23 protein-coding genes are annotated in these 23,841 nt (G+C 70.8%); 19 read left to right on the top strand and 4 right to left on the bottom strand.

Annotation, left to right across the window (positions count from 1 at the left end):
- Positions 1-40: 40 nt before the first annotated feature.
- The 5 genes from ACFY6S_RS13895 to ACFY6S_RS13875 all read left to right on the top strand — a co-directional run bounded on the left by ACFY6S_RS13895 (position 41) and on the right by ACFY6S_RS13875 (position 5,600).
- Entirely contained in the window at positions 41-1,048 is a 1,008-nt protein-coding gene (locus ACFY6S_RS13895; protein WP_388817901.1) for a sugar kinase, read from the top strand.
- Positions 1,045-1,809 (top strand): IclR family transcriptional regulator, encoded by a 765-nt coding sequence (locus tag ACFY6S_RS13890; RefSeq protein ID WP_388815579.1) that lies wholly within the window; start codon positions 1,045-1,047, stop codon positions 1,807-1,809. The genes ACFY6S_RS13895 and ACFY6S_RS13890 overlap by 4 nt, the downstream gene beginning before the upstream one ends.
- Positions 1,810-1,964: 155 nt before the next feature.
- Positions 1,965-2,375 (top strand): RidA family protein, encoded by a 411-nt coding sequence (locus ACFY6S_RS13885; RefSeq protein WP_388815577.1) that lies wholly within the window; start codon positions 1,965-1,967, stop codon positions 2,373-2,375.
- Positions 2,376-2,632: 257 nt separating this feature from the next.
- The gene (locus tag ACFY6S_RS13880) at positions 2,633-4,105 is read left to right on the top strand and encodes a GntP family permease (RefSeq protein ID WP_388815575.1); all 1,473 of its coding nucleotides are present in this window, start codon (positions 2,633-2,635) and stop codon (positions 4,103-4,105) included.
- Between the two features lie 172 nt (positions 4,106-4,277).
- The gene (locus tag ACFY6S_RS13875; RefSeq protein WP_388815573.1) at positions 4,278-5,600 is read left to right on the top strand and encodes an Nramp family divalent metal transporter; all 1,323 of its coding nucleotides are present in this window, start codon (positions 4,278-4,280) and stop codon (positions 5,598-5,600) included.
- A gap of 108 nt (positions 5,601-5,708) precedes the next feature.
- On the opposite strand, the gene ACFY6S_RS13870 is transcribed toward ACFY6S_RS13875, so the two are convergent.
- From ACFY6S_RS13870 to ACFY6S_RS13855, 4 genes are all read right to left on the bottom strand, one after another.
- Positions 5,709-7,442, bottom strand: coding sequence for a chitinase (locus ACFY6S_RS13870; RefSeq protein ID WP_388815571.1), 1,734 nt, complete (start codon positions 7,440-7,442; stop codon positions 5,709-5,711).
- 146 nt (positions 7,443-7,588) lie between these two features.
- Positions 7,589-8,032: a hypothetical protein gene (locus ACFY6S_RS13865; RefSeq protein WP_388815569.1), complete on the bottom strand. Its 444-nt coding sequence runs from the start codon at positions 8,030-8,032 to the stop codon at positions 7,589-7,591.
- 156 nt (positions 8,033-8,188) lie between these two features.
- A complete protein-coding gene (locus ACFY6S_RS13860; RefSeq protein ID WP_388815567.1) occupies positions 8,189-8,758 on the bottom strand; it encodes a hypothetical protein in 570 nt (189 codons plus the stop codon).
- A 28-nt stretch (positions 8,759-8,786) separates the two neighbouring features.
- Positions 8,787-10,319: a hypothetical protein gene (locus ACFY6S_RS13855; protein ID WP_388815565.1), complete on the bottom strand. Its 1,533-nt coding sequence runs from the start codon at positions 10,317-10,319 to the stop codon at positions 8,787-8,789.
- A gap of 343 nt (positions 10,320-10,662) precedes the next feature.
- Here ACFY6S_RS13855 and ACFY6S_RS13850 point away from each other — a divergent pair, with 343 nt between their 5' ends.
- From ACFY6S_RS13850 to ACFY6S_RS13785, 14 genes are all read left to right on the top strand, one after another.
- On the top strand, positions 10,663-11,619 hold the full coding sequence (locus tag ACFY6S_RS13850) for a hypothetical protein (RefSeq protein WP_388815564.1): 957 nt from the start codon (positions 10,663-10,665) through the stop codon (positions 11,617-11,619).
- Between the two features lie 137 nt (positions 11,620-11,756).
- The gene (gene cpaB / locus ACFY6S_RS13845) at positions 11,757-12,470 is read left to right on the top strand and encodes a Flp pilus assembly protein CpaB (RefSeq protein WP_388815562.1); all 714 of its coding nucleotides are present in this window, start codon (positions 11,757-11,759) and stop codon (positions 12,468-12,470) included.
- 7 nt (positions 12,471-12,477) lie between these two features.
- Positions 12,478-13,749, top strand: coding sequence for a CpaE family protein (locus tag ACFY6S_RS13840; RefSeq protein WP_388815560.1), 1,272 nt, complete (start codon positions 12,478-12,480; stop codon positions 13,747-13,749).
- 177 nt (positions 13,750-13,926) lie between these two features.
- A complete protein-coding gene (locus ACFY6S_RS13835; protein ID WP_388815558.1) occupies positions 13,927-14,352 on the top strand; it encodes a TadE/TadG family type IV pilus assembly protein in 426 nt (141 codons plus the stop codon).
- 3 nt (positions 14,353-14,355) lie between these two features.
- Positions 14,356-14,721 carry a TadE/TadG family type IV pilus assembly protein gene (locus ACFY6S_RS13830; RefSeq protein WP_388815556.1) on the top strand — a complete coding sequence of 122 codons (366 nt, stop codon included), beginning with the start codon at positions 14,356-14,358 and terminating at the stop codon, positions 14,719-14,721.
- A 106-nt stretch (positions 14,722-14,827) separates the two neighbouring features.
- Positions 14,828-16,168, top strand: coding sequence for a CpaF family protein (locus tag ACFY6S_RS13825; RefSeq protein ID WP_388815554.1), 1,341 nt, complete (start codon positions 14,828-14,830; stop codon positions 16,166-16,168).
- 90 nt (positions 16,169-16,258) lie between these two features.
- Entirely contained in the window at positions 16,259-17,200 is a 942-nt protein-coding gene (locus tag ACFY6S_RS13820) for a type II secretion system F family protein (RefSeq protein WP_388815552.1), read from the top strand.
- Between the two features lie 19 nt (positions 17,201-17,219).
- Complete coding sequence (locus ACFY6S_RS13815; protein WP_388815550.1) at positions 17,220-18,110, top strand: DUF5936 domain-containing protein; 891 nt, start codon at positions 17,220-17,222, stop codon at positions 18,108-18,110.
- A 187-nt stretch (positions 18,111-18,297) separates the two neighbouring features.
- Positions 18,298-19,671 (top strand): sensor histidine kinase, encoded by a 1,374-nt coding sequence (locus ACFY6S_RS13810; protein WP_388815548.1) that lies wholly within the window; start codon positions 18,298-18,300, stop codon positions 19,669-19,671.
- Between the two features lie 68 nt (positions 19,672-19,739).
- Positions 19,740-20,822, top strand: a complete 1,083-nt coding sequence (locus tag ACFY6S_RS13805; protein WP_388815546.1) for a response regulator — start codon at positions 19,740-19,742, stop codon at positions 20,820-20,822.
- A 245-nt stretch (positions 20,823-21,067) separates the two neighbouring features.
- Positions 21,068-21,313: a hypothetical protein gene (locus ACFY6S_RS13800; protein WP_388815544.1), complete on the top strand. Its 246-nt coding sequence runs from the start codon at positions 21,068-21,070 to the stop codon at positions 21,311-21,313.
- The gene (locus ACFY6S_RS13795) at positions 21,310-21,996 is read left to right on the top strand and encodes a pilus assembly protein TadG-related protein (RefSeq protein ID WP_388815542.1); all 687 of its coding nucleotides are present in this window, start codon (positions 21,310-21,312) and stop codon (positions 21,994-21,996) included. Before ACFY6S_RS13800 ends, ACFY6S_RS13795 begins: the two co-directional genes overlap by 4 nt.
- 34 nt (positions 21,997-22,030) lie before the next feature.
- A complete protein-coding gene (locus ACFY6S_RS13790; RefSeq protein ID WP_388815540.1) occupies positions 22,031-22,630 on the top strand; it encodes a hypothetical protein in 600 nt (199 codons plus the stop codon).
- A complete protein-coding gene (locus tag ACFY6S_RS13785) occupies positions 22,630-23,298 on the top strand; it encodes an OmpA family protein (protein WP_388815538.1) in 669 nt (222 codons plus the stop codon). Before ACFY6S_RS13790 ends, ACFY6S_RS13785 begins: the two co-directional genes overlap by 1 nt.
- The last annotated feature ends 543 nt before the right edge of the window (positions 23,299-23,841 follow it).

Genomic DNA, 23,841 nt, shown 5'->3' with positions numbered 1-23,841 from the left:
CAGCCACCCCGGCGTGGATGCCGTCTGCCTCGGTGAATCCATGGTCACCTTTCTGCCCTCCCGCCCCGGCCGCCTCGCGGACGTCCCCTCCTTCGACCGCACGATCGGCGGCGCCGAGTCCAACGTCGCCTGCGCGCTGGCCGCCGCGGGACACCGCGTCAGCTGGGTCAGCCGGGTCGGCGCCGACGGCTTCGGCGACCATCTGACCGGGGCGATCGCCGCGTACGGCGTCGACACCTCGGGCGTACGCCGCGACCCGGACCGCCCCACCGGCATCTACTTCCGCACCGCCACGGACCGCGCCACCGACGCCCACGAGGTCGCCTACTACCGGGCCGGCTCGGCGGCCAGCGCCATGGCACCGGGCAACCCGCCCCGCGACGACCTGTGGGCCGGACGCGTACTGCACCTGTCCGGCATCACCGCCGCGCTCTCGGACGGCTGCCTCGCCCTGATGCGCGAGCTGACCGCCAGGGCGCCGGGCCGCCCGCTGGTCTCCTTCGACGTCAACCACCGCCCCGGCCTGTGGCGCAAGCCCTCCGACGCCCGGGTCCTGCTGGAACTGGCCCGGGGCGCCGACCTGGTCCTCGTCGGCGAGGACGAGGCGGCCCAGGCGTGGGACCTGCACGGGGCGGACGCCATCAGGGCCGCGCTCCCCGAGCCGGAGACCGTCGTCGTCAAGCGCGGCGCCGCCGGCGCGACCCTGTACACCCGGGAACCCGCTGCGGCCGGGCGGGGCGCGGCGGGCGGCGACACCGTGACCTCCGTCCCCGCGCCGCGGGTCGAGGTCGTCGCGCCCGTGGGCGCCGGTGACGCGTTCGCCGCCGGCTTCCTCTCCGCCACCCTGCGCGGGCTGCCCGCCGCCGCTCGGCTGCGCCACGGCCACCTCATGGCCGCCGCCGCCCTCACGGTCCCCGGCGACCTGGGCGCCCCCGCGTCCCGCGCCGAGGCCGACCGGCTGGCCGCTCTCGACGACACCGCCTGGGGCACACTTCGGCTGGGCCCCGGCTGGACCGCGGCCACGGAGAAGGAGGCATCTACCCCATGAGCCAGACCGTCGACCGGGCGCTGAGCATCCTCCCGCTGCTCGCGCGGGGCCCCGCCGACCTGGGACAGGTCGCCGACGCGCTCGGCGTCCACAAGTCGACCGCGCTGCGGCTGCTCCGTACGCTCCACGAACACGGCCTCGTCTACCGCCAGCAGGACGGCCGCCACCGGCTGGGCGCCCGCCTGTTCGCGCTGGCGGCGGAGGCGGTGGAGAACCTCGACGTACGCGAGATCGCGCACCCCCATCTCCTCGCGCTCAACGAGGAGTGCGGCCACACCGTCCACCTCGCGGTGCACGAGGACAACGAAGTCCTCTACATCGACAAGGTCGAGAGCCGCTATCCGGTACGGATGTACTCCCGCGTCGGCAAGCCCGTCGCGATCACCGTCGCCGCCGTGGCCAAGCTGCTGCTGGCCGACCTGCCCGAGGTCGAGCGGCGCGCGGTGGCCGAGCGCCTCGACTTCCCCCTCTACACCGCCCGTTCCACGCCCAACGCCGCGGCCTTCCTCAAGGAACTGGCGACCGTGCGGGAACAGGGCTGGGCCACCGACCTCGGCGGCCACGAGGAGTCCATCAACTGCGTCGCCGCGCCCGTCAAGGGAGCGGACGGCCGGCTGGTCGCCGCCATGTCGGTGTCGGCGCCGAACGTCGTCGTCACCGCCGAGGAACTCCTCGCCCTGCTCCCGCTGGTGCGCCGCACGGCCGACGCGATCAGCGGGGAGTACTCGGGGACCGCCACCCCGCCCCGCCGATCCCCATGAGCCGTTCCCGCGTGAGCCGTACCCCGTGAGCAGGTCTCCATGAGCAGGTCTCCATGAGCCGGGCGGCGGTCACAGCGAGCAGATCCAGCACAGTGAACACAGCAAGCACAGTGAACACAGCAAGCACAGCAAGCACCGGACACGAAGGACGAGTCATGACCGACAAGACCGCGCTCACCCCCGCGACCCACACCACCCCGCCCGCGAAGTTCTCGCACGGCGTCCGCAAGGGGAACATCCTCCAGGTCGCGGGCCAGGTCGGCTTCCTCCCCGCGGTCGAGGGACAGGCGCCCACCGTGGCGGGGCCGACCCTGCGCGAGCAGACCCTCCAGACCTTCGCCAACGTCAAGGCGATCCTGGAGGAGGGCGGCGCGAGCTGGGACGACGTCATGATGATGCGCGTCTACCTCACCGACGTCGACCACTTCGCCGAGATGAACGACATCTACAACACCTACTTCGGCGAGCAGGGGCTCAAGGAGGCGCCCGCCGCCCGGACCACGGTCTATGTGGGCCTGCCCAAGGGGCTGTTGATCGAGATCGACGCGCTGGCCGTCCTCGGCTAGGACGCGGGGCGAGGGCGCGGCCGTCCTGGTGATCGCCGCCGCGCCCGCACCTCCCGCCGTACCCGTGACGGCCGTCGCCGTACGCCCGTAGGCCCGTAACCGGTCGTCCCCGTAAGCCCGTAGGCCCGGCCCCTCGTCCCGGGCCCCCACGGAGACTCTCCCCGCATCCGTACTCCTTCCGCGCCGGCACCCCCGCTTCCCCTCCTCCGGTCGGGGCCGTGCCGCGATCCCCCCTGCTCACTGACAGAGGTGCCTTCATGCTGCTCGCCGCCGACGCGCCAACCGAGGCCCCACCCCGTACGGGCGGCCTGCTGCTCCTCATCGACGGGACCGCCGGCCTGCTCACGGTCGCCGCCCTCGGTATCGCGCTGCTGCTGTTCCTGATCATCAAGGTCAGGCTCCAGCCCTTCGTCGCCCTGCTCGGCGTCTCCATAGCCGTCGGCCTGGCCGCCGGCCTCTCGGTCACCGAACTCTTCGGCACGGTCCAGAAGTCCGCCGCCGTCTCGATGATCGAATCGGGCATGGGCGGCATCCTCGGCCATGTCGCGATCATCATCGGACTCGGCACGATGCTCGGGGCGATCCTCGAAGTGTCCGGCGGGGCCGAGGTGTTGAGCAGTCGCCTGCTGAATCTCTTCGGCGAGAAGCGCGCGCCCCTCGCGATGGGGCTGACCGGTCTGATCTTCGGTATCCCGGTCTTCTTCGACGTCGGTATCTTCGTCCTCGCCCCGATCGTCTACGCGGCGGCCAAGCGGTCCGGCAAATCGATCCTGCTGTACGCGATGCCGCTGCTCGCCGGCCTCTCGATGACCCACGCCTTCCTGCCCCCGCACCCGGGCCCGGTGGCCGCGGCGGGACTCTTCAAGGTGGATCTGGGCTGGGTCATCCTCATGGGCGTGCTGGTCGGTGTCCCGGCCGTGCTCGCCGCGTGGGCCTACGCCGCCTGGATCGGAAAGCGTCTCTTCGTGGACGTCCCGCAGGACATGGTGGAGGCAGCCGAGGAGTCGAAGGCCGCGGTCGCCGCCGAACAGCGCGCCTCCGGGGTGACCCCGCGCGAGACACCCGTCGCGCTGGGCACGGTCCTCGCGATCATCGGCACCCCGCTGCTCCTGATCCTGCTGGCCACCTTCTCGTCCATCGCGCTCGATCCGTCGACCGCCCGGTCGGTCATCGAGTTCTTCGGCCACCCCTTCGTGGCGCTGACGATCGCGCTGCTGCTCGCGTACTACCTGCTCGGCATCCGGCGCGGCTGGTCGCGCCAGTCGCTGGAGACGGTCTCCACCTCGTCCCTCAAGCCGGTCGGCAACATCCTGCTCGTGGTGGGCGCGGGCGGCGTCTTCGGCGCCGTCCTCAAGGGGAGCGGCATCGCCGACGCGCTCGCCGACACCTTCAACGACGTCGGGCTGCCGGTGATCCTGCTGGCCTGGCTGATCTCGGTGGTGCTGCGGGTGGCGCAGGGGTCGGCGACGGTCGCGATCGTCACCACCGCGGGCATCGTCGTCCCGCTGGTCGAGGGCCAGGGGCTCTCGCAGGCACATCTCGCGCTGATCATCATGGCGATCTCGGCGGGCTCGATCTTCGCCTCGCACGTCAACGACGGCGGCTTCTGGATGGTGGCGAAGTACTTCGGCATCTCCGAGCGGGACACCCTGAAGTCCTGGACCGTCCTGGAGTCCGTGCTGTCGGTGGCCGGTTTCGCGGTGGCGGCGCTGCTGAGCCTGGTGATGTGACGGGACCCGGCCCGCGCGGGGCGGGGGAGTCCACGGTGGCGGGCGGGGACCGGCGGACCCGGCCCGCACGCGTTCACCCGGAGGTGGCGACGCCCTCTTGCGCGACCACCCCCGCCCCCCGTTGAGTGACGTGAGTCACTTATCGGGGGGCGAGCGGGAGGCGTCGATACCTATGGCCGACACCGTGGAAACCGGCGCGGAGAACACCATCGCCCGGCCGAGAAAGGCGAGTTGGACCTATATCGGTCCGGGCATCGTGGTCGCGGCCACGGGCGTCGGCGCCGGTGATCTCGTCGCCACACTCATCGCGGGCAGCAGGTTCGGCTACACCCTCATGTGGGCCGCGGTCATCGGCTGCGTGGTGAAGATCTCGCTGGCCGAGGCGGCCGGCCGCTGGCACCTGGCCACCGGCCGGACCCTCTTCGACGGCTGGCGCAGCCTGGGCGGCTGGACCACCGGGTACTTCGCGGTCTACGTCGTGGTGTGGGGCTTCGTGTACGGCGCCGCGGCCATGTCGTCCAGCGCGCTCCCGATCGTCGCCCTCTTCCCGGACGGTCCGGGGCTCAGGGTCTGGGCGGTGGTCACCGGACTGACCGGCCTCGTCTTCGTCTGGTTCAACCGGTACGCCGTGTTCGAGAAGGTCATGACGGCCCTGATCGGGATCATGTTCGTGGTCGTGATGTACGTCGCGGTCCGCGTCGCCCCCGACCTCGGCGCGAGCCTCGCCGGCCTGGCCCCGGTCCTCCCGGACGGCTCGCTGCTCTACACGCTCGGACTGATCGGCGGGGTCGGCGGCACGATCACCATGGCCGCGTACGGCTACTGGATCAACGCCAAGGGCTGGACCAACTCCACCTGGATGAAGGTGATGCGGCTGGACAACCGGGTCGCGTACCTCACCACGGGACTCTTCGTCGTCGCCATGCTCGTCGTCGGCGCGGAGCTGCTCCACTCCACCCGGACCGCCCTGACCTCCGGCGACCGGGGGCTGATCGACCTCGGGACCGTGCTGGAGGACCGCTTCGGCGCGACGACGGCCAAGCTGTTCCTGGTCGGCTTCTTCGCGACATCGTTCTCGTCGCTGATCGGCGTCTGGCACGGGGTGAGCCTGATGTTCGCGGACTTCGTGGAACGGATGAGGAAAGGCCGGGCGGGCGGCACGGAGCCGGCGGGCACGGAGCCGGCCGGCACGGTCGAGGAGGTGGCGGCGGGCGCCCGGGAGCGCTCGGTCCCGTTCCGCGCCTATCTGCTCTGGCTGACCTTCCCGCCCATCGCCCTGCTCTTCCTGGACGAGCCCTTCGGCCTGGTCGTCGCCTACGGCGTGCTGGGCGCGTTCTTCATGCCGTTCCTGGCGCTGACCCTGATCTGGCTGCTCAACTCGGAGCGCACGCCCGCCGAGTGGCGCAACGGCGTGCTGAGCAATGTGATGCTGGCGGCGGCGGGGCTGCTGTTCGTGGTGCTGTGTGTGCAGCAGGTGCGGGAGATCCCCTGGTAGGGCCGGCGTCGGGGCCGTCGCCGCCGCCCCGGCGCGCTCCGCACGCGCGGCAGCGCCGTCGGGTGGGGTGTCGACGGCGCTGCCGGCCCTGTGGGGGCTGGAGGGGTGTTACGGCAGGCCGTGGACGTGCGGGCCGACCGTGTTGGACCAGGCGTTGCCCGCCGTGGCGTCCCAGTTGGTGGACCAGGTCATGGCGCCACGGATGCCGGGGTAGGTCCTGGCGGGCTTGAAGGAGCCGCAATTGGTGCCCCGGGCCAGGCAGTCCAGCGCGTTGGTCACCACGGACGGAGCGACATAGCCGCTGCCCGCCCCCCGCGCGGAGGCCGGGACGCCCAGGCCGACCTGGGACGGGTCGAGACCGCCTTCCAGCTGGATGCAGGCGAGGGCGGTGAGGAAGTCGACCGTACCCTGCGAGTAGACCTTGCCGTCACAGCCGAGCATCGAACCGCTGTTGTAGTACTGCATGTTGACGACCGTGAGGATGTCCTTCACGTTGAGCGCCGTCTTGAAGTACTCACCGGACGTCGACTGCATGTCGATCGTCTGCGGCGCCATCGTGATCACCAGTCCGCTGCCCGCCTTCGCGGACAGCTGGCGCAGCGCCTTGGTGAGATAGGTGGAGTTGATGCCGTGTTCGAGGTCGATGTCGACGCCGCTGAAGCCGTACTCCCGCATCAGCGCGTAGGCGGAGTCGGCGAAGGCGGTGGCCGAGGCGTCGCTGTTGACGGTGACGTTGCCCAGCTCGCCGCCGATCGAGATGATCACCGACTTGCCCGCCGCCTTCTTCGCGGCGATGTCCGCCTTGAAGTCGGCGACCGAGCCGTAGCCCACGGCCGGGTCGAGATTGAAGGTGATCTGTCCGGGCGTGGCCGTCGCGTCGGCGAAGGAGACCGCGATGATGTCGTACTGCGACTGGACGTCCCGCAGCTTCTGGACGGTCGCGCCGTTGTTGAAGTTCTGCCAGTAGCCGGTCAGGGCGTGCTTGGGCACGGCCGGGCTGCCCGGCCCCGGGTCGGTGCCGCCGCCCTTCGCGGTCCTGGCGGTGACGGTGGCGGACCTGGCCGATTCGCCGGCCGCGTTGGTCGCGGTGACCTGGAAGTCGTACGAGGTGTCGGCGGCGAGCCCGGTCACCGTCGAGGACGTACCGCTCGACGACTGGACCTTGGTGCCCGCGCGGTAGACGTTGTAGCCGCTCGCCCCGGAGACGGCGTTCCAGTTGAGCGTCACGGACGAGGAGGTGACGGAGCCCGCCGCGACCCCGGCCGGTGCGGCGGGGATCTGGGGCGCGGGGTCGCCGCCCCCGCCGCCGTCGGGGCCGAAGACGGAGACGTCGTCGGCGTAGTAGGGGCTCTGCCCGTACCAGCCGTGGGTGTAGACCGTCACGGACGTGGTCGCGGCGCCGGTCCTGAACGTGGTGGTGAGCTGCTTCCAGCCGGAGCTGTCGGGGGTCCAGGTCGACACGTCGGTCGTTCCGGTGCCCTCGGCGCCGAGGTAGGCGTAGCCGCCCTGGACCCAGGCGCTCAGCGTGTAGGTCGCGTTGGGCTGTACGGCGACGGTCTGCGCGCACTTGGCGTTGTCCTGCCCGGCGGGCGTGGCCTTGAGGGCGGCGGCGCCCCCGTGCGCGGGTGACCCGACGGTGGTGCCGCTGCCCGCCGAACAGGTCCAGTTGGCGAGCCCGGACTCGAAACCGGCGTTCTTGGCGACATTGATGTCGGCGGCCTGCGCGGTCCCGGCGAGCCCGGTCACGCTCAGCGCTCCGGCGGCCAGCAGGGCCACGGCGCCGCCGATCCAGCTCCTGGTACGTCTTGTGCCGCTGCCCGTCGAACCTGGTGCGCGTTCCACTTGCTGCCTCCGCTGGGGTCGGGGGATGGAGGTTGTGCCGAGAGGGGAACGGTGGCCACCGTTGGGCGTAAAACTGGTCCAGACCAATTGAGTTGTCAAGACCTCTGGCAGCGGTTCGTATACGAAAGCCGGGTACGCCGCGCCCGTCACTCCTCCTGGAGCCGCTCCACCGCGTAGCCGGTCACACAGCCCACCACCAGCACCGCGTTGGACATCAGCACGCCCTCCGCCGCCAGGCGGTCCCACTGGAGCGCCATATTGATCGCCTGTGCCACCACCGGCACGGTGAAGGCCGCCGGCAGATGCTGCGCGGCGCGGTCGCGGTACGGATCGGCGTGCACGCGGCCCGCCGCCCAGGTCGCCAGCGCGAGGCACACCGCGTTCGGCAGATGGACCAGCGTCAGCCGGCCCCCGAAGGTCTCCAGGCTGTCCTCGGCGGCGAGATAGTCGTAGACCAGGGTGGCCTGGAGGTACTCGGTGAACAGCAGGACGACGATGCCGGCCGCCCAGGCGCGTACCAGGGCGAACACCGGCGCGCCGCGTCCGTCGCCGTGCCGCGCGGGAGCGCCCGGGTGGTCGTACCGCGTCATCGGTCCTCGCTTCCGGACGGTTCGCCGTCCATCGGTCCCCCCGTGGTTCCTTCGCTGGTTCGTTCGCCGACGCGTCGGCCGGGGCGCGGCGGTGGTCATCCGCTCACCCCGTGGCCGGACCGCGCCCCGGCCGGCCGGAACGCGCCCGGCCGGGCCCTACGTGAGGGTGAGCGAGCCGAGAATCCGGCGCAGATCGCCGTCGCCGAGCTTCCCCTCGACCGCGTCGATCCGTACCGCGTACGCCTTTTTCGCCGTATCGATACCCGCGACGATCACGCCCTTGACCCGGGACCCCTTCCGGGTGAACTCGAAGTCGACGCGCCGGGCCTCCTCCTTCGTGCCGCCGGGCCCGGTGACCTCGATCCCGGACTGCTTCCCCAGCGTCGACCCGAGCGCGACGCCCGCCTCGGCGCCGATCGCTGCTTCCTCGGCGGAGTCCGCGCGGGTGAAGTCGAGTTGCACGGTGATCATCCCGACGTCCTCGCCGCCCTCGGTGAGCGTCGCGGCCGCCGCGTTGTGCTCGCCGCGCTCGGCGGCGCCGCGCGGGGTGAAGCCGGGCGGGTGGGCGACGGTGAGGGCGGTGGTGCGCAGCGTGCCCCAGCCCTCGGGCGTGCCGCCCGCTCCCGTACCGCCGCCGGTATCCGTTCCGCAGCCCGCCGTCAGGGTGACGAGGGCGGCGGAGGCGGCTGCCGCGGCCAGCCACCGGGCGATGTTTTCCCTGTTCATCGGGTATGCGCTCCTGTCGCCGGCGGGGTCAGTTCGCACAGTAGCTGTACGGCACATAGGTGCGGCTGTCTCCGTGCGGGGCACCCAGGAACTGTGCCTTGTCGAGTGTCTCGTCCTTCTGCTCGGTGGAGACGGAGAAGCCCAGGCTCAGTCCGAGATTCAGCTCGAAGCCGTACTCGGCCGCCTCCGATTCGCCGGTGTAGTGCGTCCGGCTGGAGAGGCCCTCGTCGAAGAGGAGCCGCCCGAACGGGTCGTCCGCGCCCGGCCGTTCGGTCGGGGCGTGGTCGTCGAACATGTAGGTGAAGGGCGCGGCGGTGTCGCCGTGGCCGTCCAGCCACGCCTGCGCGACCGCGCGCTGCCGGTCCCCGTCGGAGCCGGGCGGGATGACCACGGAGTTGGTGACGATCTCGATGCCGTTCGATCCGCCGCCGCCCGAGACGCTCCCGCCGCCGCCGCGCTTGGCGGCGCCGCTCTTCCCGTTGTCGCCACCGGCCTTGACGCCGTCCTTGCCTGAGCCCTTCTCGACGGTGCGGGTCATGTCGACGCGCAGCAGCTCACCGGAGTGCTTGTCGTACGTGACGGTGATGGTGCCGGTCCGGGTGGTGGAGGCCGCGGAGGTGCCGCCGACCGGGCCCGCCTCGTACCCGCCCTTGACGCCGTACTGCACGGCGGCGCTGTACGTGTACGCCTTGGTGCCCTTGAAGTCGTTGTTGGTCCAGGTCACCTCGGGGGCGAACCTGAAGGTGCCGCCGAGCGAGGCGCTCAGCTTCTTCTCGTCGCCCGCCGACAGCTTCAGCCCGGCCGACGCCGCGGCCTCCAGGCCGATCTTCCCGTAGGTGATGTGACGGTCGCCGAGCCGCGCGTCGATGCGGTCGCGCAGCTTCTCCTCCTCGGCCATCGGGCCCTTGCCGAAGAGGTACAGGATGCTGTTGCCGAGGCCGCCGCCGCGCGAGTTGGAGTTCCGGTTGGCCAGCTCGTACGTCTTGAGCATGTCGAGGTCGTCACGGAAGGCGGCGGCGTCCGCCTCGCTGTCGAAGACCCACGTATCTCCGTTGGTGACCTTGATTCCGGCGCCGAGTTCCACCTTGTCGGCCCCGAACTTGCCTATTTTCGCGCCCGGTTTCCAGTCCTTTTTGGCGGCGACGGAGGCGGCGTCGGTGAACGTCAGCATGACCTGCTGGTCGTTGCCGTCGATCGTGCCGTCCCCGTTGATGTCCTTGTTCGATTGATAGGTCGTCTGCTGGAAGCCGTACTCCTGGCCCCACTCGAAGAAGAGAACCTTCGCCCGGGCGCCGGCCTTGTCGGTGAAGGACGCGGTCTGGCAGAGGGGCGGCTCGTAGTCGGCGTCGGTCCTGGGCTCCGGGTCCCTCCCGGCGGGGCGCCCCGGATCGCACGGACCGCCGAACGAGACCAGACACCGCAGTTGGGAGGCTATGGTCGCGTCCACCCCCGTGCCCACGATCGCGCCCCCGACGGCCGCCACGACCACCAGGACGCCCACGTACTCGGTGGCCGTGGCGCCTCGGTCGCGCCACCGTCCCCGTCCCGCCCGCAGTCCCATCCGACGCCCCCGTCCTGGCCGCGCACTTTTCGCACGCGGATCGGAATCGGAGCGTACGGATGGGGGCAGGAGGGTTGCGTGGGCCCCAGGGCCCAACCTGGGCCCAAAGCCGGAGCGAGGGGTCGCGGAATTCGGGGGAGTGAATTCTCCTGGTAACGCAAGTGACTGCTGACTGCTTCGCCCGACTTTGCCGGAGGTTGCTGCCCGGATGACCGATGACGGACATCCGGAGGGTGTTCTCCGTACCCCAGGACGTGGATAAAGTGCTCAGCCAGAAGCACGGAGCAGGTAGAGAACTGCGGGGACCGGGACTCCGGTGTCCGGAGCCGAACGGGGAACCAGCGTGCCCACCGCGATCGCAGTCACCAGCCCTGATCTGGTGCTGCCACCAACGGACCATCAGACGCCCACCGCGGCGCTGCTCCAGTCGCCCGAAACCCAGCCGCTGGACGCCGCGCTCGCCGACATGCAGGTCCTGGTGGAGCAGCACGGCTACGTCGTCGCCGTCTACCCCTCCTCCCTTCCGCCGGCCCACGAACGGCGGCTGTACACCGTCAGATCGATGCTGGAGAGCGACCGCATCGCGCTGCTGAAGCTCGATCTGCCGCCCCTCGGCGTCGCCGTGCTGGTCCGTCAGCTGAGGCAGCTGTCGATCTGCGACTTCAGCGCGGGGGTGGTCGCCTCGTCGGCCCGGCTGCTGTCGCACTACATCCACTCCGGGGCGCTGCTGCACACCGTCGCCAAGCTCGACCGGGTGCCGGTGAGCCTCAAGGCGCACGCCAGATCATGGGTGCCCGGCTCCCAGTTCGGGGTGGTCGCCGCGCCGTCCCCCCAGCTGATCAGGATCGGGTCCGGGAAACTCACCGGTCCGGAGTTCGGCACCCAAATGATCGTCGGAAAGGGACAGTCCTCTTCGGACTGGGTCACCGCGACCCTCGCCCCGGCCTGGAAGGTCCAGGGAATCGAGGAGAGCGCGCTTCCGGCTGATTCACGACGCTGGTGGGGAACCCCCAAGATGGTCGAATTCGCCGCTTTCCTGCCCGATATCTCGGTCCTTTACCAACTCGTTTCCTCGGTTCGCCGCGAGATGTGTTCCTGGTGCGGTATCGAACTCATAGGTGATCGCTGCGGATTCTGCTCGGCCTCGCTCCTGCCCGCCGCCTCCCCGGTGGCGGCGGCGCCGGTCGCCTCCTGCGCACCGGCGGCCGCGCAGCCCGCCGCACTCCCCGCGGCGGGGGAGAACCAACGGCACACCACCGCTGTCCTGAAACACGGAGCGTCCACGCGGCGCGGGTCCTGACCCGCCCGCGGCCACGCCCGCCCCCGCCTGCCCCGTCCCTCCGCCTGCCCCGTCCCTCCGCTCCCCGCTCGCCCCCAAGCCGCGGCTTCTCCACCCAGGCTCTACGTCCCCCGTCACCGAACGAGGTTGTCCCGCTCATGAATTCACGGCAACGCCGCGGCGTCATACTGCTTCTCCTCTCGGTCCTCTGCGCCTTCGGGGCCTTCGCCGGTGTTCTCTCGGTGATCAGCGACGTGAACTCGAAAGTCGGCCCCGAAGTGGCCGCTTACCGGCTGAAGGAGGACGTGGCGCCGTACACGCAGCTCGCCCCTGACCAGTTCGAGAAAGTCACGATGCCCAGGCGCTGGCTCTCCAAGAACGCCGTCACGGATCTGTCCGTCGTGGGCGGGAAGATCGCCGTCACCCAGCTGAAGCAGGGCTCGCTGCTCCAGGACGACATGATCGTCAAGCGGCCCGCGCTCGCCAACGACGAGCAGGAGATCGCCATCATGATCGACGCCGCGACCGGCGTCGCGGGCAAGATCTCCCCCGGCGACCTGGTCAACATCTTCGCCACCTTCGCCGGAGACAGCCAGACGGGCGCCAAGTCCGAGTCCCGGATCATCGTCCCCAACGCGAAGGTCATCGACGTCGGCAAGCTGACGGCCCTGGAGCCCGACGAGGACGACAGGGGCCGCGGCGCCATCAAGCAGGCCGTGCCGATCACCTTCGCGCTGAAGACGAAGGACGCCCAGCGCGTCGCGTACGCGGAATCCTTCGCGCAGCACGTACGGCTCGCGCTTCTCGCCGACGGCAGCCCGACGACGCTGCGGCCCGGCGAGAACATCTACACCCTCGAAGGGGACAAGTGAGGGACGAATGACCACCCGCATCCTTCCGGCCGTCGGCGAAGTCGACGCCGCCCGCTCCATCACCACCCTGCTCAGCCAGCTGCCGGAAGCGGAGCCGGCCGCGCCGGTCGGTGACTCGACCACCCTGATCGACACGCTGGGGCGGCTCGCCGCCGAGTCGCTCGACGAACTGCCGGAGGTCGTGCTGGTCCACGAGCGGATCGGCCCGGTGCCGGCCCTGGAGCTGATCCGGGAAATATCCCTCCGTTTCCCCGCGGTGGGCGTCGTCCTGGTCACCACGGACCCGAGCCCCGGTCTCTTCTCGGCCGCGATGGACTCGGGCGCCCGGGGGCTGGTCGGGCTGCCGCTCTCGTACGAGGAGCTGGCGCAGCGCGTCCAGGCCGCCGCCGGCTGGTCCGTGGGCGTACGGCGCCATCTCGGCCAGGGCAACGATGTCTTCACCGGCCCCGGCGGCACCGTCGTCACGGTCAGCGGCGCGAAGGGCGGCGTCGGTACGACCCTGACCGCCGTCCAGCTGGCGCTGGCGGCTAAGGCGTCGGGCATGAACACGGCGCTCGCCGATCTGGACCTCCAGGCCGGGGACGTCGCCTCCTATCTGGACGTGCAGTTCCGCCGGTCGATCGTGGACCTCGCCTCCATCCAGGACGTGTCGCCCCGGGTGCTCCAGGACGCGGTCTTCATCCACCCGACCGGCCTCGGACTGCTGCTGGCGCCGGGCGAGGGGGAGCGGGGCGAGGAGATCAACGAACGGTCCGTACGGCAGATCGTCAGCGCCCTGCGCCACCGTTACGACATCGTGGTCATCGACTGCGGCACCCAGATGAACAGCGCGAACGCCGCCGCCATCGAGATGGCCGACACCACGGTGCTGCTGACCACACCCGATGTGGTGTCGGTCCGGGCCGCCAAGCGCATGGTGCGGCTCTGGGACCGGCTCCAGATCCGCAAGGCGGAGGAGACCGTCACGGTGGTCAACCGCCATACGCGCAACACCGAGATCCAGCCGCCGCTCGTCGAGCGGATCACCGGCACGCGGGTCTCCCGGGTGACCGTCCCCGCCAACTTCAAGGAGCTTCAGGCGTCGGTGGACGCGGGCCGGATGCAGGACCTGGAGTCCAAGTCCACCGTGAAGCAGGCGATGTGGGCGCTGGCGGGGGAGCTGGGCCTGGTGAAGGTCCCGGAGCCCGTGGAGAAGTCGGGCAAGTCCAAGGCGGGACAGGGGACGTTCAAGGGAGACCGCGGCTCGATCGGCATCCGCCGAGGACGCGCCAAGCCGTAGACCGGGATCGACGAGGCTGAGGGGACACGTTGCGCCATGAGTGGTCACAGCAGTGCGCGAGCCGAGGCGCGGTACGGGCCGGGCCCGGCCGCGCGGCAGCGTGATGGACGCATACCCGGCCGCCCGCGGGCGGCCGGGCGCCGGGCTGTCCGCGGGCCGGCGGTGAGCGGTTCGGCGGTGACCGGGCCGGTACCGGGCGGCCGGGCGCCGGGCGGGCCCGCGAGCGGCCGGTGGCCGGTGCGCGGCCCGCGCGACGACCGGGGGCAGGCGGCCGTCGAGTTCGTCGGCGTGCTGCCGGTCATTCTGGCGACCGTCGTCCTGCTCTGGGAGGCCGCGCTGCTCGGCTACACGTTCTCCCTCGCGGGAAACGCGGCGGACCAGGCCGTACGGGCCGGGGCGGTGACCGACGGGTCGCGTACCGCCGCCTGCCTCCAGGCGGCGCAGGAGTACCTCCCCGGCGCCTGGCGGCTGCGCGACGTCAGCTGCACCTCGTCCGGGGACGAGGTCAGGGCGGAACTCAAGCTCGAACTCCCGCTGCTGTTCCCCGGCGTGAACATCCCGATCGGTGTCCCCGCGCACGCCTCCGCCGTAAGGGAGAGCTGACCCATGTGGAAACGTCCACGCGGCGGCGACCGCGACCGGGGCCAGGCCGCCGTCGAGTTCGCCGGCGTGATCACCCTGCTGCTCCTGGTGGCCCTGGCGGCGATCCAGCTCGGGATCGCGGCCTACGCCATGCAGCAGGCGGGTACGGCCGCACGCGCGGCGGCCCGGGCGGAGACCTACCGGGAGTCCCGGCTGAGCGCGCAGCAGGCCGCGGAGGCCGCGACGAGTGACTGGCTGACGGTGACCGCCCGTTCGCAGAGCCAGGGCGGTTCCGCCGTCGAGGTCGAGGCGCGCGTCGAGATCCCCTCGATCCTGCGCGTCTTCTCGTTCCCCGACGCCCGCAGGAGCGTCACGATGCCCCGCGACTGACCCGCGGGGCCCCGCGACCGACCGTACGGCCCCACACGGCCGGTACGGGACACCATCAGCCAAACAGCACCGCACCACGCACAGCACAACGAGGGAGTTGAGGACGATGAGCCTCCGCGCGCGCATCACCAGCCCCGAGCCGACGAGCGGCCAGAGCGAGGAGAGTCTTCTCGTCGGGGTCTACCGCGCCAAGCTCCTGGAGGAGATCGACCTCGCGGAGATGTCCGCGCTGGCCGCGGCAGAACGCCGGGCCCGTCTCGAACGGGTCCTGAGCCACATTATCAGCCGCGAGGGGCCGGTCCTCTCCACGGTCGAGCGCACCCAGCTGATCCGCCGGGTGGTCGACGAGGCCCTCGGACTCGGCATCCTGGAACCCCTCCTCGAAGACGCCTCCATCAGCGAGATCATGGTGAACGGGGCGGACCAGGTCTTCGTCGAGCGCAACGGCCGGCTGGAGATGCTGCCCATGCGCTTCACCTCCAACGAGCAGCTGATGCAGACCATCGAGCGCATCGTCTCCACCGTCAACCGCCGTGTGGACGAGGCGAATCCGATGGTCGACGCCCGGCTTCCCTCCGGCGAGCGCGTCAACGTGATCATCCCGCCGCTCTCCCTCACCGGCCCCATCCTCACCATCCGCCGCTTCCCGCGCGCCTTCACGCTCCAGGAGATGATCGGCCTGGGCTCGCTGGACGAGCAGATGATGGTGCTGCTGGCCGGACTGGTGCGCGCGAAGTTCAACGTGATCGTCTCCGGCGCCACCGGCACCGGGAAGACGACCCTGCTCAACTCCCTCTCCGGGCTGATCCCCAACGGCGAACGCATCGTCACCATCGAGGACTCGGCGGAGCTCCAGCTCCAGCAGTCCCATGTGATCACCCTGGAGAGCCGCCCCTCGAACGTCGAGGGCAAGGGCCGGGTCACCATCCGTGACCTCGTACGCAACTCGCTGCGCATGCGCCCCGACCGGATCATCGTCGGTGAGGTCCGAGGCGGCGAGACACTCGACATGCTCCAGGCGATGTCGACCGGTCACGACGGGTCGCTGGCCACCGTGCACGCCAACAGCGCCGAGGACGCGCTGATGCGGCTCCAGACCCTGGCCTCGATGTCGGAGGTCGAGATCCCGTTCGTGGCGATCAAGGACCAGATCAACAGCGCCGTCGACGTCATCGTCCAGCTGACCCGGCACGCCGACGGCTCCCGCCGGATCACCGAGATCGCGATCGTCGACTCCCACGGCCGTGAGGAGTACCGGATCGTCTCCGTCTGCCGCTACCTCGCCGAGCCGATGGGCGCGGACGGACGTGTCCACGGCAGGTTCGAGTACTACCCGCTGCCGCGCCGGATCGCGGACAGGCTCTACCTGAAGGGCGAACCCGTCCCGGCGGCGTTCGGCGTCGCGAGCGCGGAGGAGGACCTGGCCGTACGCAGGACGGCGGCGTGAGGGCGCGGCCGACGAAGCCCCCTCCCGTACCCGCTCCGCAGACCTCCCCGCCCCCCACCGTCCCCGTCGACCGAGAAGGTCCCGCACGACATGGATAATCTCCCGCTCCTGACGATCGGCGTCACCCTGCTGACCTGCGCCCTCGCGGTCATCGGCGTGCATGTGTACGCGTCGGGCAAGGCACAGCGGCAACTGCTCATCGACCGCATGTCCCAGACGGCACAGACGCCGATGGTGAACGGCAGGCGCCGCCGCTTCGCGGCCCTCGACCGGCGGCTGCGCAGGACGACGTTCGGCAAGCGCGTCGAGCACAAGATCGCGGTGACGGGTCTCGATCTGACGGCGGGCGAGTACGTCGTGTACGTGGTGCTCGGGCTGTTCGGTCTCTACTTCGTCGTCGGGGCGATCTTCGCGACCTTCTTCGGTGTCCTCGCCGCCCTGATCGGTGTGTGGGGCGCCAACGCCTTCCTCAACTGGCAGCGCGTCAAGCGCACCGAAGCCTTCATCGGCCAACTGCCCGAACTCACCCGGGTGCTCGCCAACGCCACCCACGCCGGGCTCGCGATGCGGACGGCGCTGGCGATGGCGGCGGACGAGCTGGAGGACCCGGCGGGCGAGGAGCTGCGCCGGGTCGCCGACCAGCTCGCCATCGGACACTCCCTGGACGACGCCCTCGGTGAACTCGCCGACCGGCTGCCCTCCCGCGAACTGGTCGTCCTCGTCACCACCCTGGTGCTCTCCAGCAGGGCCGGCGGCCAGGTGGTCAGCTCGCTGCGCAACCTCACGGAGACGCTGGAGGAGCGCAAGGAGACCCGCCGCGAGGTCAAGACGATGCTCTCCCAGGTGAAGGTCACCGCACTGGCGGTCCCCCTGCTCGGCCTCGGCTTCCTGCTGCTGATCAACAGCATGACCCCCGGGGCGCTCGACAAGATGACCGGTTCGGTGGTGGGACAGGTGGGCACCATCGTCGCGTTCGCCCTGTACTCCGTCGGCTACCTGCTGATCCGGCGTATGTCCCGGGTCCAGGTCTGAGAAGACAGGAGACAGACACATGACGGGACTTCTCTACGCGGTCCTCGTGGGGCTCGGCGTGTACGGAGCTTTCCACGGCGTCCGCATGTACCGTGCCGACGCCCGGCTTCCGGGCGACCTCGCGATCGCCCTGGAGGTCGGCTCCACCCGTACGACCGCCGTGGGTTCCGGAATCGACCGGCTCGGCATGCGGTGGGCACCCAGCGTGCTCCGGATGATGGGCCCCAAGCGCGTCGACGCTCTGCGCCGCCGGCTCGACATGGCGGGCAACCCGGGCGGCATGACCGTCGACCGCTTCGCCGCCCGCCGGGCCGTGTACGGCGCCCTGGGCGCGCTCGCCGCCCTGGCGATGCTCTCCAGGGGGCAGCCGGTGATCGGGCTCGTCGCGCTGGCGTACGGACTGGTCTGGCCCGACGTGATCATCCGGGCGGCCGTCCGCCGCCGCAAGTCGGACATCGAACGCACCCTGCCGGACTTCCTCGACGTCCTCGCCGTCGTCGTCTCCGCCGGCCTGGGATTCCGGCAGGCCCTGGAGCGCGTCGCGGACAAGTACAGCGGCCCCTGGGCCGACGAGCTGAGTGTCACCCTGCGTCAGATGGACATGGGCGTCAGCCGACGCGAAGCCTTCGAGCAACTGCGCCGCCGCAACGCCTCCGAGCAGGTGTCGATGTTCGTCACGGCGCTCCAGCAGGGCGAGGAGCTGGGCGCCCCGATCGTCGACACGCTGATCCAGATCGCCAACGACATGCGCCGGGCGGACGCCCAGAGCGCGCGGCGCAGCGCGGCCCAGGCGGTTCCGAAGAGCACGCTTGTGGTGACCATGGTGATGCTGCCGGCCACCATGATTCTGATCGTGCTCAGTTTCTACTACGGGTCGGGTGTCGATTTCGGAAGCATCCTCTCCGGATGACCGGGAAAGCCGAGATGAAGGAGACGGCGAGGGCCGCGACGACAGCGGGCTCCGAGGAGACGGCCGCAGCGACCGGCGCACGTGCCGTCACCCGGATCACCCGTACGGCCGGGCGACACCGGCGCCCCGCACCCGCGTCCCCCACAGACACGTCCGCGCACGTCCGCTCGAACGGGAGGTGACCCCCATGGCCCGGAAGACGCTCACTCTCACGGGCGGCAACAGCAGTGAAGTGCCGCGCTCGGCCGCCGCCGTCCCCCGTCAGGAGCCCTCACTGCCCATCCAGGTCAACGCCCTCCAGGCGCTGTGCCGGCAGACCTTCGGCTTCCGCCTGGCGATGATCGCGCTCGCCGCCCCCTTCGCTCTCGCGGGCACGTCCCCCGGCCTGGGCACATGGCTGGTCAGTTCGGCGGTGCTCGTCACCTTCATGGTCTCGTACGTGCTGCTGCGCGACTGGGAACGGTTCGGCCCCATCCTGCTGCGCCACCCCGCGCTGCTCGCCGCCGACATGATCTTCGGCGCGCTGCTCCTGATCACGGCCTCTCCCGACTCGACGCTCGCCTACGTCACCATCTGCACCCCGCTCCTCGCCGGGCTGGTGTACGGCTGGCGCGGCGCCGCCTTCTTCGCCGTACTCCAATCCCTGATCATCGGCGGGGCCTATCTCGTCAACACCGAGGCGGAGGCCGGATTCACCGCCCTGCTCCTGCCCGGACTCTGCGTCATCGCGGGCGCCATAGGCAGTACGCTGCGCAACCTCATGCTGGGCTTCGGCGCCGCCAGCCAGGCGCTCACCGAGGCACGGGCCCGGCTCGCGGTCAGCGGCGCCGTCGAGGAGGAACGCGCGCGCCTCGCCCGGGAGATGCACGACTCGGTGGCCAAGACCCTGCACGGCCTCGCGATGGCGGCGGACGGGCTGGCCGGCTCCGCCGACCGGCTGGATCCGCGGACCGTCAAGCGCCAGGCGGAGTTGGTCGCGCGCTCCGCGCGCCGGGCCGCCGCCGAGTCCCGTGAGCTGCTCTCCGACCTCCGCCGGGAGTCCGGGCTGGACGGCGGGGTCGACGTACTGGCCGAACTGGCCAGCCGGACAGAGGACTTCGCGCGCCGCCACCACGTGCGGGCGTCCTTCCGGCAACTCGGTGAAACCCCGGTGCCGCCGGTACCGCACGCGGTGGCACGCCAGGCGCTGACGATCGCCACCGAGGCGATGGAGAACGCGCAGCGCCATGCCCATCCCACCTATGTGATCGTCGCGGCCGGAATCGTGGGCGACGTGCTGCGGATCAGCGTGTACGACGACGGTTCCGGCCTGCCGCCCGGTACGACCCTCGACGACCTGCGCCGCGCCGGGCACTTCGGCCTCGTCGGGATGGTCGAACGGGCGGCCTCCCTCGGGGCCCGCATCCGGATCGGCCGGGGCAGGGCGGCGAGGGGCACCGAGGTACGACTGGAACTGCCGGCCATGGCGCTGCGCGCGCCGCACCACCCCGGCCGGCCGGGCGACCGGCCGCCGACCGCCCCGCCACCACCGGCGCGGCCCTCCGCGCCGCTGCTGAACTGACCGAACCGGACCTGAAACGGGCCTGAACCGGAACCCGTTCCCACCCACCCCGAGAGGAGGCCGCAGCCATGCCGGACTACAGCCCCAGTACTTCACCGTTCGTATCTTCGGCGCACTCTGTGGCACCCACTGGCCCCGTGCCCCGCACGCCACCCGCACCCGCGATGCCCCCCACGGCGGCGGGGGAGTTCCCCACCCTCCCGCACGCGATGCCCGCCCAGCCGCCGATGCGGGTCGTGGTCGCCGACGACAACCCGGTGGTACGCGCCGGGCTCACCGTGCTGCTCTCCGGCCGCGACGACATCGAGGTCGTCGCGGAGGCGTCGGACGGCCGGCAGGCGTACGAACTCGCCACGCACGCCCGCCCGGACGTCATCCTGCTGGACGTACGCATGCCGGGTGTCGACGGGATATCCGCCCTGCCGCACCTGGTGCGGCTGGCACCGGTGCTGATGATGACGTACAGCCGCGAGAGCCGGATCGTCCACGAGGCGCTGAGACTGGGCGCGGGCGGCTATCTCGTACACGGGGAGTTCACCGCCGACCAACTGGTCGACGCGGTCAGGGACATCAAGCGGGGCCGGGCCCACTTCACCTACTCCGCCTCCAGCGCGCTCCTGGCGACGGTGCGGGACGGCGGCCCGGAGGACGGCCACGCGCCCCTGCCGGAAGGGCTGGGTACGGCTTTCACCGGCCCCGGCTACACCCCCGTCATATCCGAACACGCGTCTGCATCCGCACACTCCTCACCTCCGGGGCACCCGCCCTACTCGCCGCCGATGCCAGCAACGAACGCGCAGGACGGGCCAGTTGACCAAGGGTTGAACGGGCAACAATTTGCTCAAGGTGCTTCGCTTTCGCAAGCGAATATGGCACATTCATTGCAGGGGCGGCAGCAGGCGGCGCCCTCCGGGCTCGCCGTGTCCCGCGCGAATCCGTACGCGGACCTGAGCCAGCGGGAGGTGGAGATCATGGACCTGATCGCGTCCGGTATGACCAATCAGCAGATCGCCGCCGCCTGCTTCATCAGCCAGAAGACGGTCAAGAACCACATCAACCGCATCTTCGCCAAGCTGAACGCGGCGAGCCGCGGCGAGGCCATCGCGCTCTGGAACGGAAACGCGCGGGGGAGGGCCGCCGACCATGCCTGAGCGCAGCACCCCCGCTCCCCGCGGCACCCGGCCCACCCCTCACGGCACCCAGGTCCCCGCACGGGCCCAATCGTCGTCTTGGGCCCGCAGTTGGGCCCACAGACCCATGGCGACCGCCTTCTCCCCGGCGTACGTTTCTCATGTCGCCAGCGAGACCGGCCAGGAGGAAGCCGGAATCGCGAGCGACGCCACAGACTCGCACGAGTCGGCCGGAACGCGGCCGGCCGACACCGGAGGAGAACGCCATGTCGAACATCACGCTGAAGGCCACGACCGCCACCAAGGTCTACGTCGGCACCTGGGCGAACACCGCCATCACTGCGATGAAGAGCCGCCGGGACCGCGGTCAGGGCGCTGTGGAGTACGTCGGTGTGATCGTCCTGGTTGCCCTGATCATCGCGGCCATCGTGGGCTCGGGTGTGGCGGACACCATCGCGACCGGTCTCACCACCAAGGTCGGCGAGATCCTCGGCGGTGGTGGCGGCGAGTGATCGCTCGTAGGACCAGCGAGTCAGGGCAGGCCGCCCCCATCTACATCACGATGGTGGCGGGCCTGCTCTTTCTCGCGCTCGCGTTCTTCGCGGTCGGTCAGGCCGGCGCGACCCGCGGCAGCGCCCAGTCGGCGGCGGACGCCGCAGCCCTGGCGGCGGCCCAGGAATCCCGTGACCTGTTCCGGGAGGACTTGCTGACGAACCTGCTGAAGCCCGGATTCCTTGACGACGTCTTCAACGGCAACCCGATCGGCACCGCCGACGGGTGCGCCGCAGCGGCCCGCTTCGCGGATGAGAACAAGGCCGACCTGGACAACACGGCCGACGGCCGGGGATGCGGCCGGTCCAACGCCTATCACTGGGGCTTCAGCGTAAACGTCATCACCCAGAAGCCCATGGGTTCCAGCATCCTGCCGGGTACGGAGACGAAGTACGCCAAGGCACAGGCCACGGCGGTAGTTCAGCCTCGGTGCACGTTCAAGGCCGCTGAAGAGGAAGAAGGGGAAGAGGAGCCGCCGGGGAACGGGGACGATCCGGAGAACGAGGACGACTCCGATAGCGGTGGACAGCCGTCTCCGGGGACGCTCGTGTGCGGCGGCACGTACGTGCCGATCGATCCGGAGCATCTTGATCTGCTTCCCGACATTGCAGACCTCTTCTCCGTCCGACTGGCCAAGGACTGACCGGACCGCGAGCGAACGCAAAGGAACAGAATTCATGAGTGTGTGGCATGGAGTTAAGGTGCGCAGGGCGGCGGGAGCCATCCTTGCCACGGTGGCGCTGAGCGCCTCTCTGACCGCCTGCGGGGGCGATGGCGGGCAGGACAGGGACCCGGGTACCAGTGCGTCGTCTTCCGCACCTGGCGACGACAAGCCGAAGGAAGAAAGTGATGGTGGGGGCACGACGGTCCCTGACGCCAGCAAGACCCTGGCGACTATCAACGGCGCCAACGGGTTCCAGTTCGTCATCAACACCGCGGACCGCGACGAGGGCGGGTTCCTCACCGTGTCGGGGAGTATCAAGAACACTACGAACAAGCAGCTTGCCGCCCCCACCAACTGGAGCGGTCAGGAGTCTCAAGTCAAGCGGACAGGACCGTCGCTCGCCGGTACGACCCTCGTGGACAAGGCCGGTAAGAAGCGCTATTACGTGTTGCGCGACACCGACGGCTATCCACTGACGACCACGGGCGTGTCATTGGTGCCGGCGGGCGGAAGCGTCTCGTTCTTCGCCCAGTTCCCCGCCCCGCCCGCCTCCACGACCGAGGTCGACTTCCAGGTCCCCATGATGCCCACCGCCACGATTGAGATCTCCTGATGGCTGCCACGACGCCCCGCGCCCCCCGCGCGGCCAGGCGCCCGGCGGCAACGGTCCTCGCGGCGGCCGTGCTTCTCGCCGGCGTGCAGCTCACCCTGGCTCCCGGCGCCCGGGCCGACGAGTCGCCCAGCACGCCGCCCGGCACCGGTTCCACCTCGCCACCGCCCCAGGTCAACGGCGACGCACCCGGGCTCAAGCTCCGCGAAGGCGCCACCCTCGCCCCGGCGAAGGTGCTCGACATCATCTCGGTCATCGAGTCCGAGGGCGGCGAGGAGCGTCGCGAGGACACCAACGAGAACGTGAAGTTCGCGCTCCAGGCCGAAGTCCTCTTCGGCAAGGACAGCGCGAAGCTCAGCAGCCGGGCCAACGGCCGTATCGCCGCCATCGCCAACGAGATCAAGAAGCAGGGCGCGAGCAAGGTCCGGGTCTTCGGCTTCACCGACAACCTGGGCACCTACGCGCACGGCAAGGTGCTTTCCAAGCAGCGCGCGGACGCGGTGCAGAGGGTGCTCAACCAGCAGCTCGACGACGCCGGCATCACCTACGAGGTCCGCGGCTACAGCGAGGACTACCCGATCGCGGACAACAGCACCGAAGAGGGCCGCAAGAAGAACCGTCGCGTGGAGGTCTCCTTCCCGCGCGGCGAGAGCGGTGGCTCCCAGAGCTGACCCGACGAAGGGGGCCCGGCGCACGGCGAGTTCGGCCGGAAACCGGGCCCCCTTCGGCGTCTGCGCGACGCCGGGGACATCGCGCCGGGTGCCCTCCGGCCGGCCGGGCGGGGCGCGCCGCCCGCAACCCTCGGCACCCGCCACTCCGTGCGGCAGCGCACGACCCACGACCTGACCGGCCGGGGCCGCCGCCCCCACGACGTAGGACTCGGCCCCCGGAGCCGGCCGAACCCGCCGCCGGGCTCGCGGACGCGGTACGGCCGGTCCCCGGTCACCTCGACGTCCGCCCCACCGAGACCGACACTCACCGACACCGACACCGACACCGACCGACACCGACCGCGACCGCGACCGGGCCGACCGGCAACTGGCCCACCGCGCCACGTCCGAGCGCGGGGCACTGCTCGGCGCCGTCACTGAACCGGACGAGCTGTTCCGTACGTACACGGTGGAGGACACCGGGGCCGCGCCGCGCGCCGTGGGGGTACGCGGCGAGGGGCCGCGCCGGCGGCGAGTGCCCGTACGGCTGCCGTGGCCGGTCAC

Origin of the sequence: Streptomyces sp. NPDC012835, assembly GCF_042900885.1 — a bacterium.
Lineage (GTDB): Bacteria > Actinomycetota > Actinomycetes > Streptomycetales > Streptomycetaceae > Streptomyces.
This window is presented reverse-complemented; position numbering and strand designations above follow the sequence as displayed.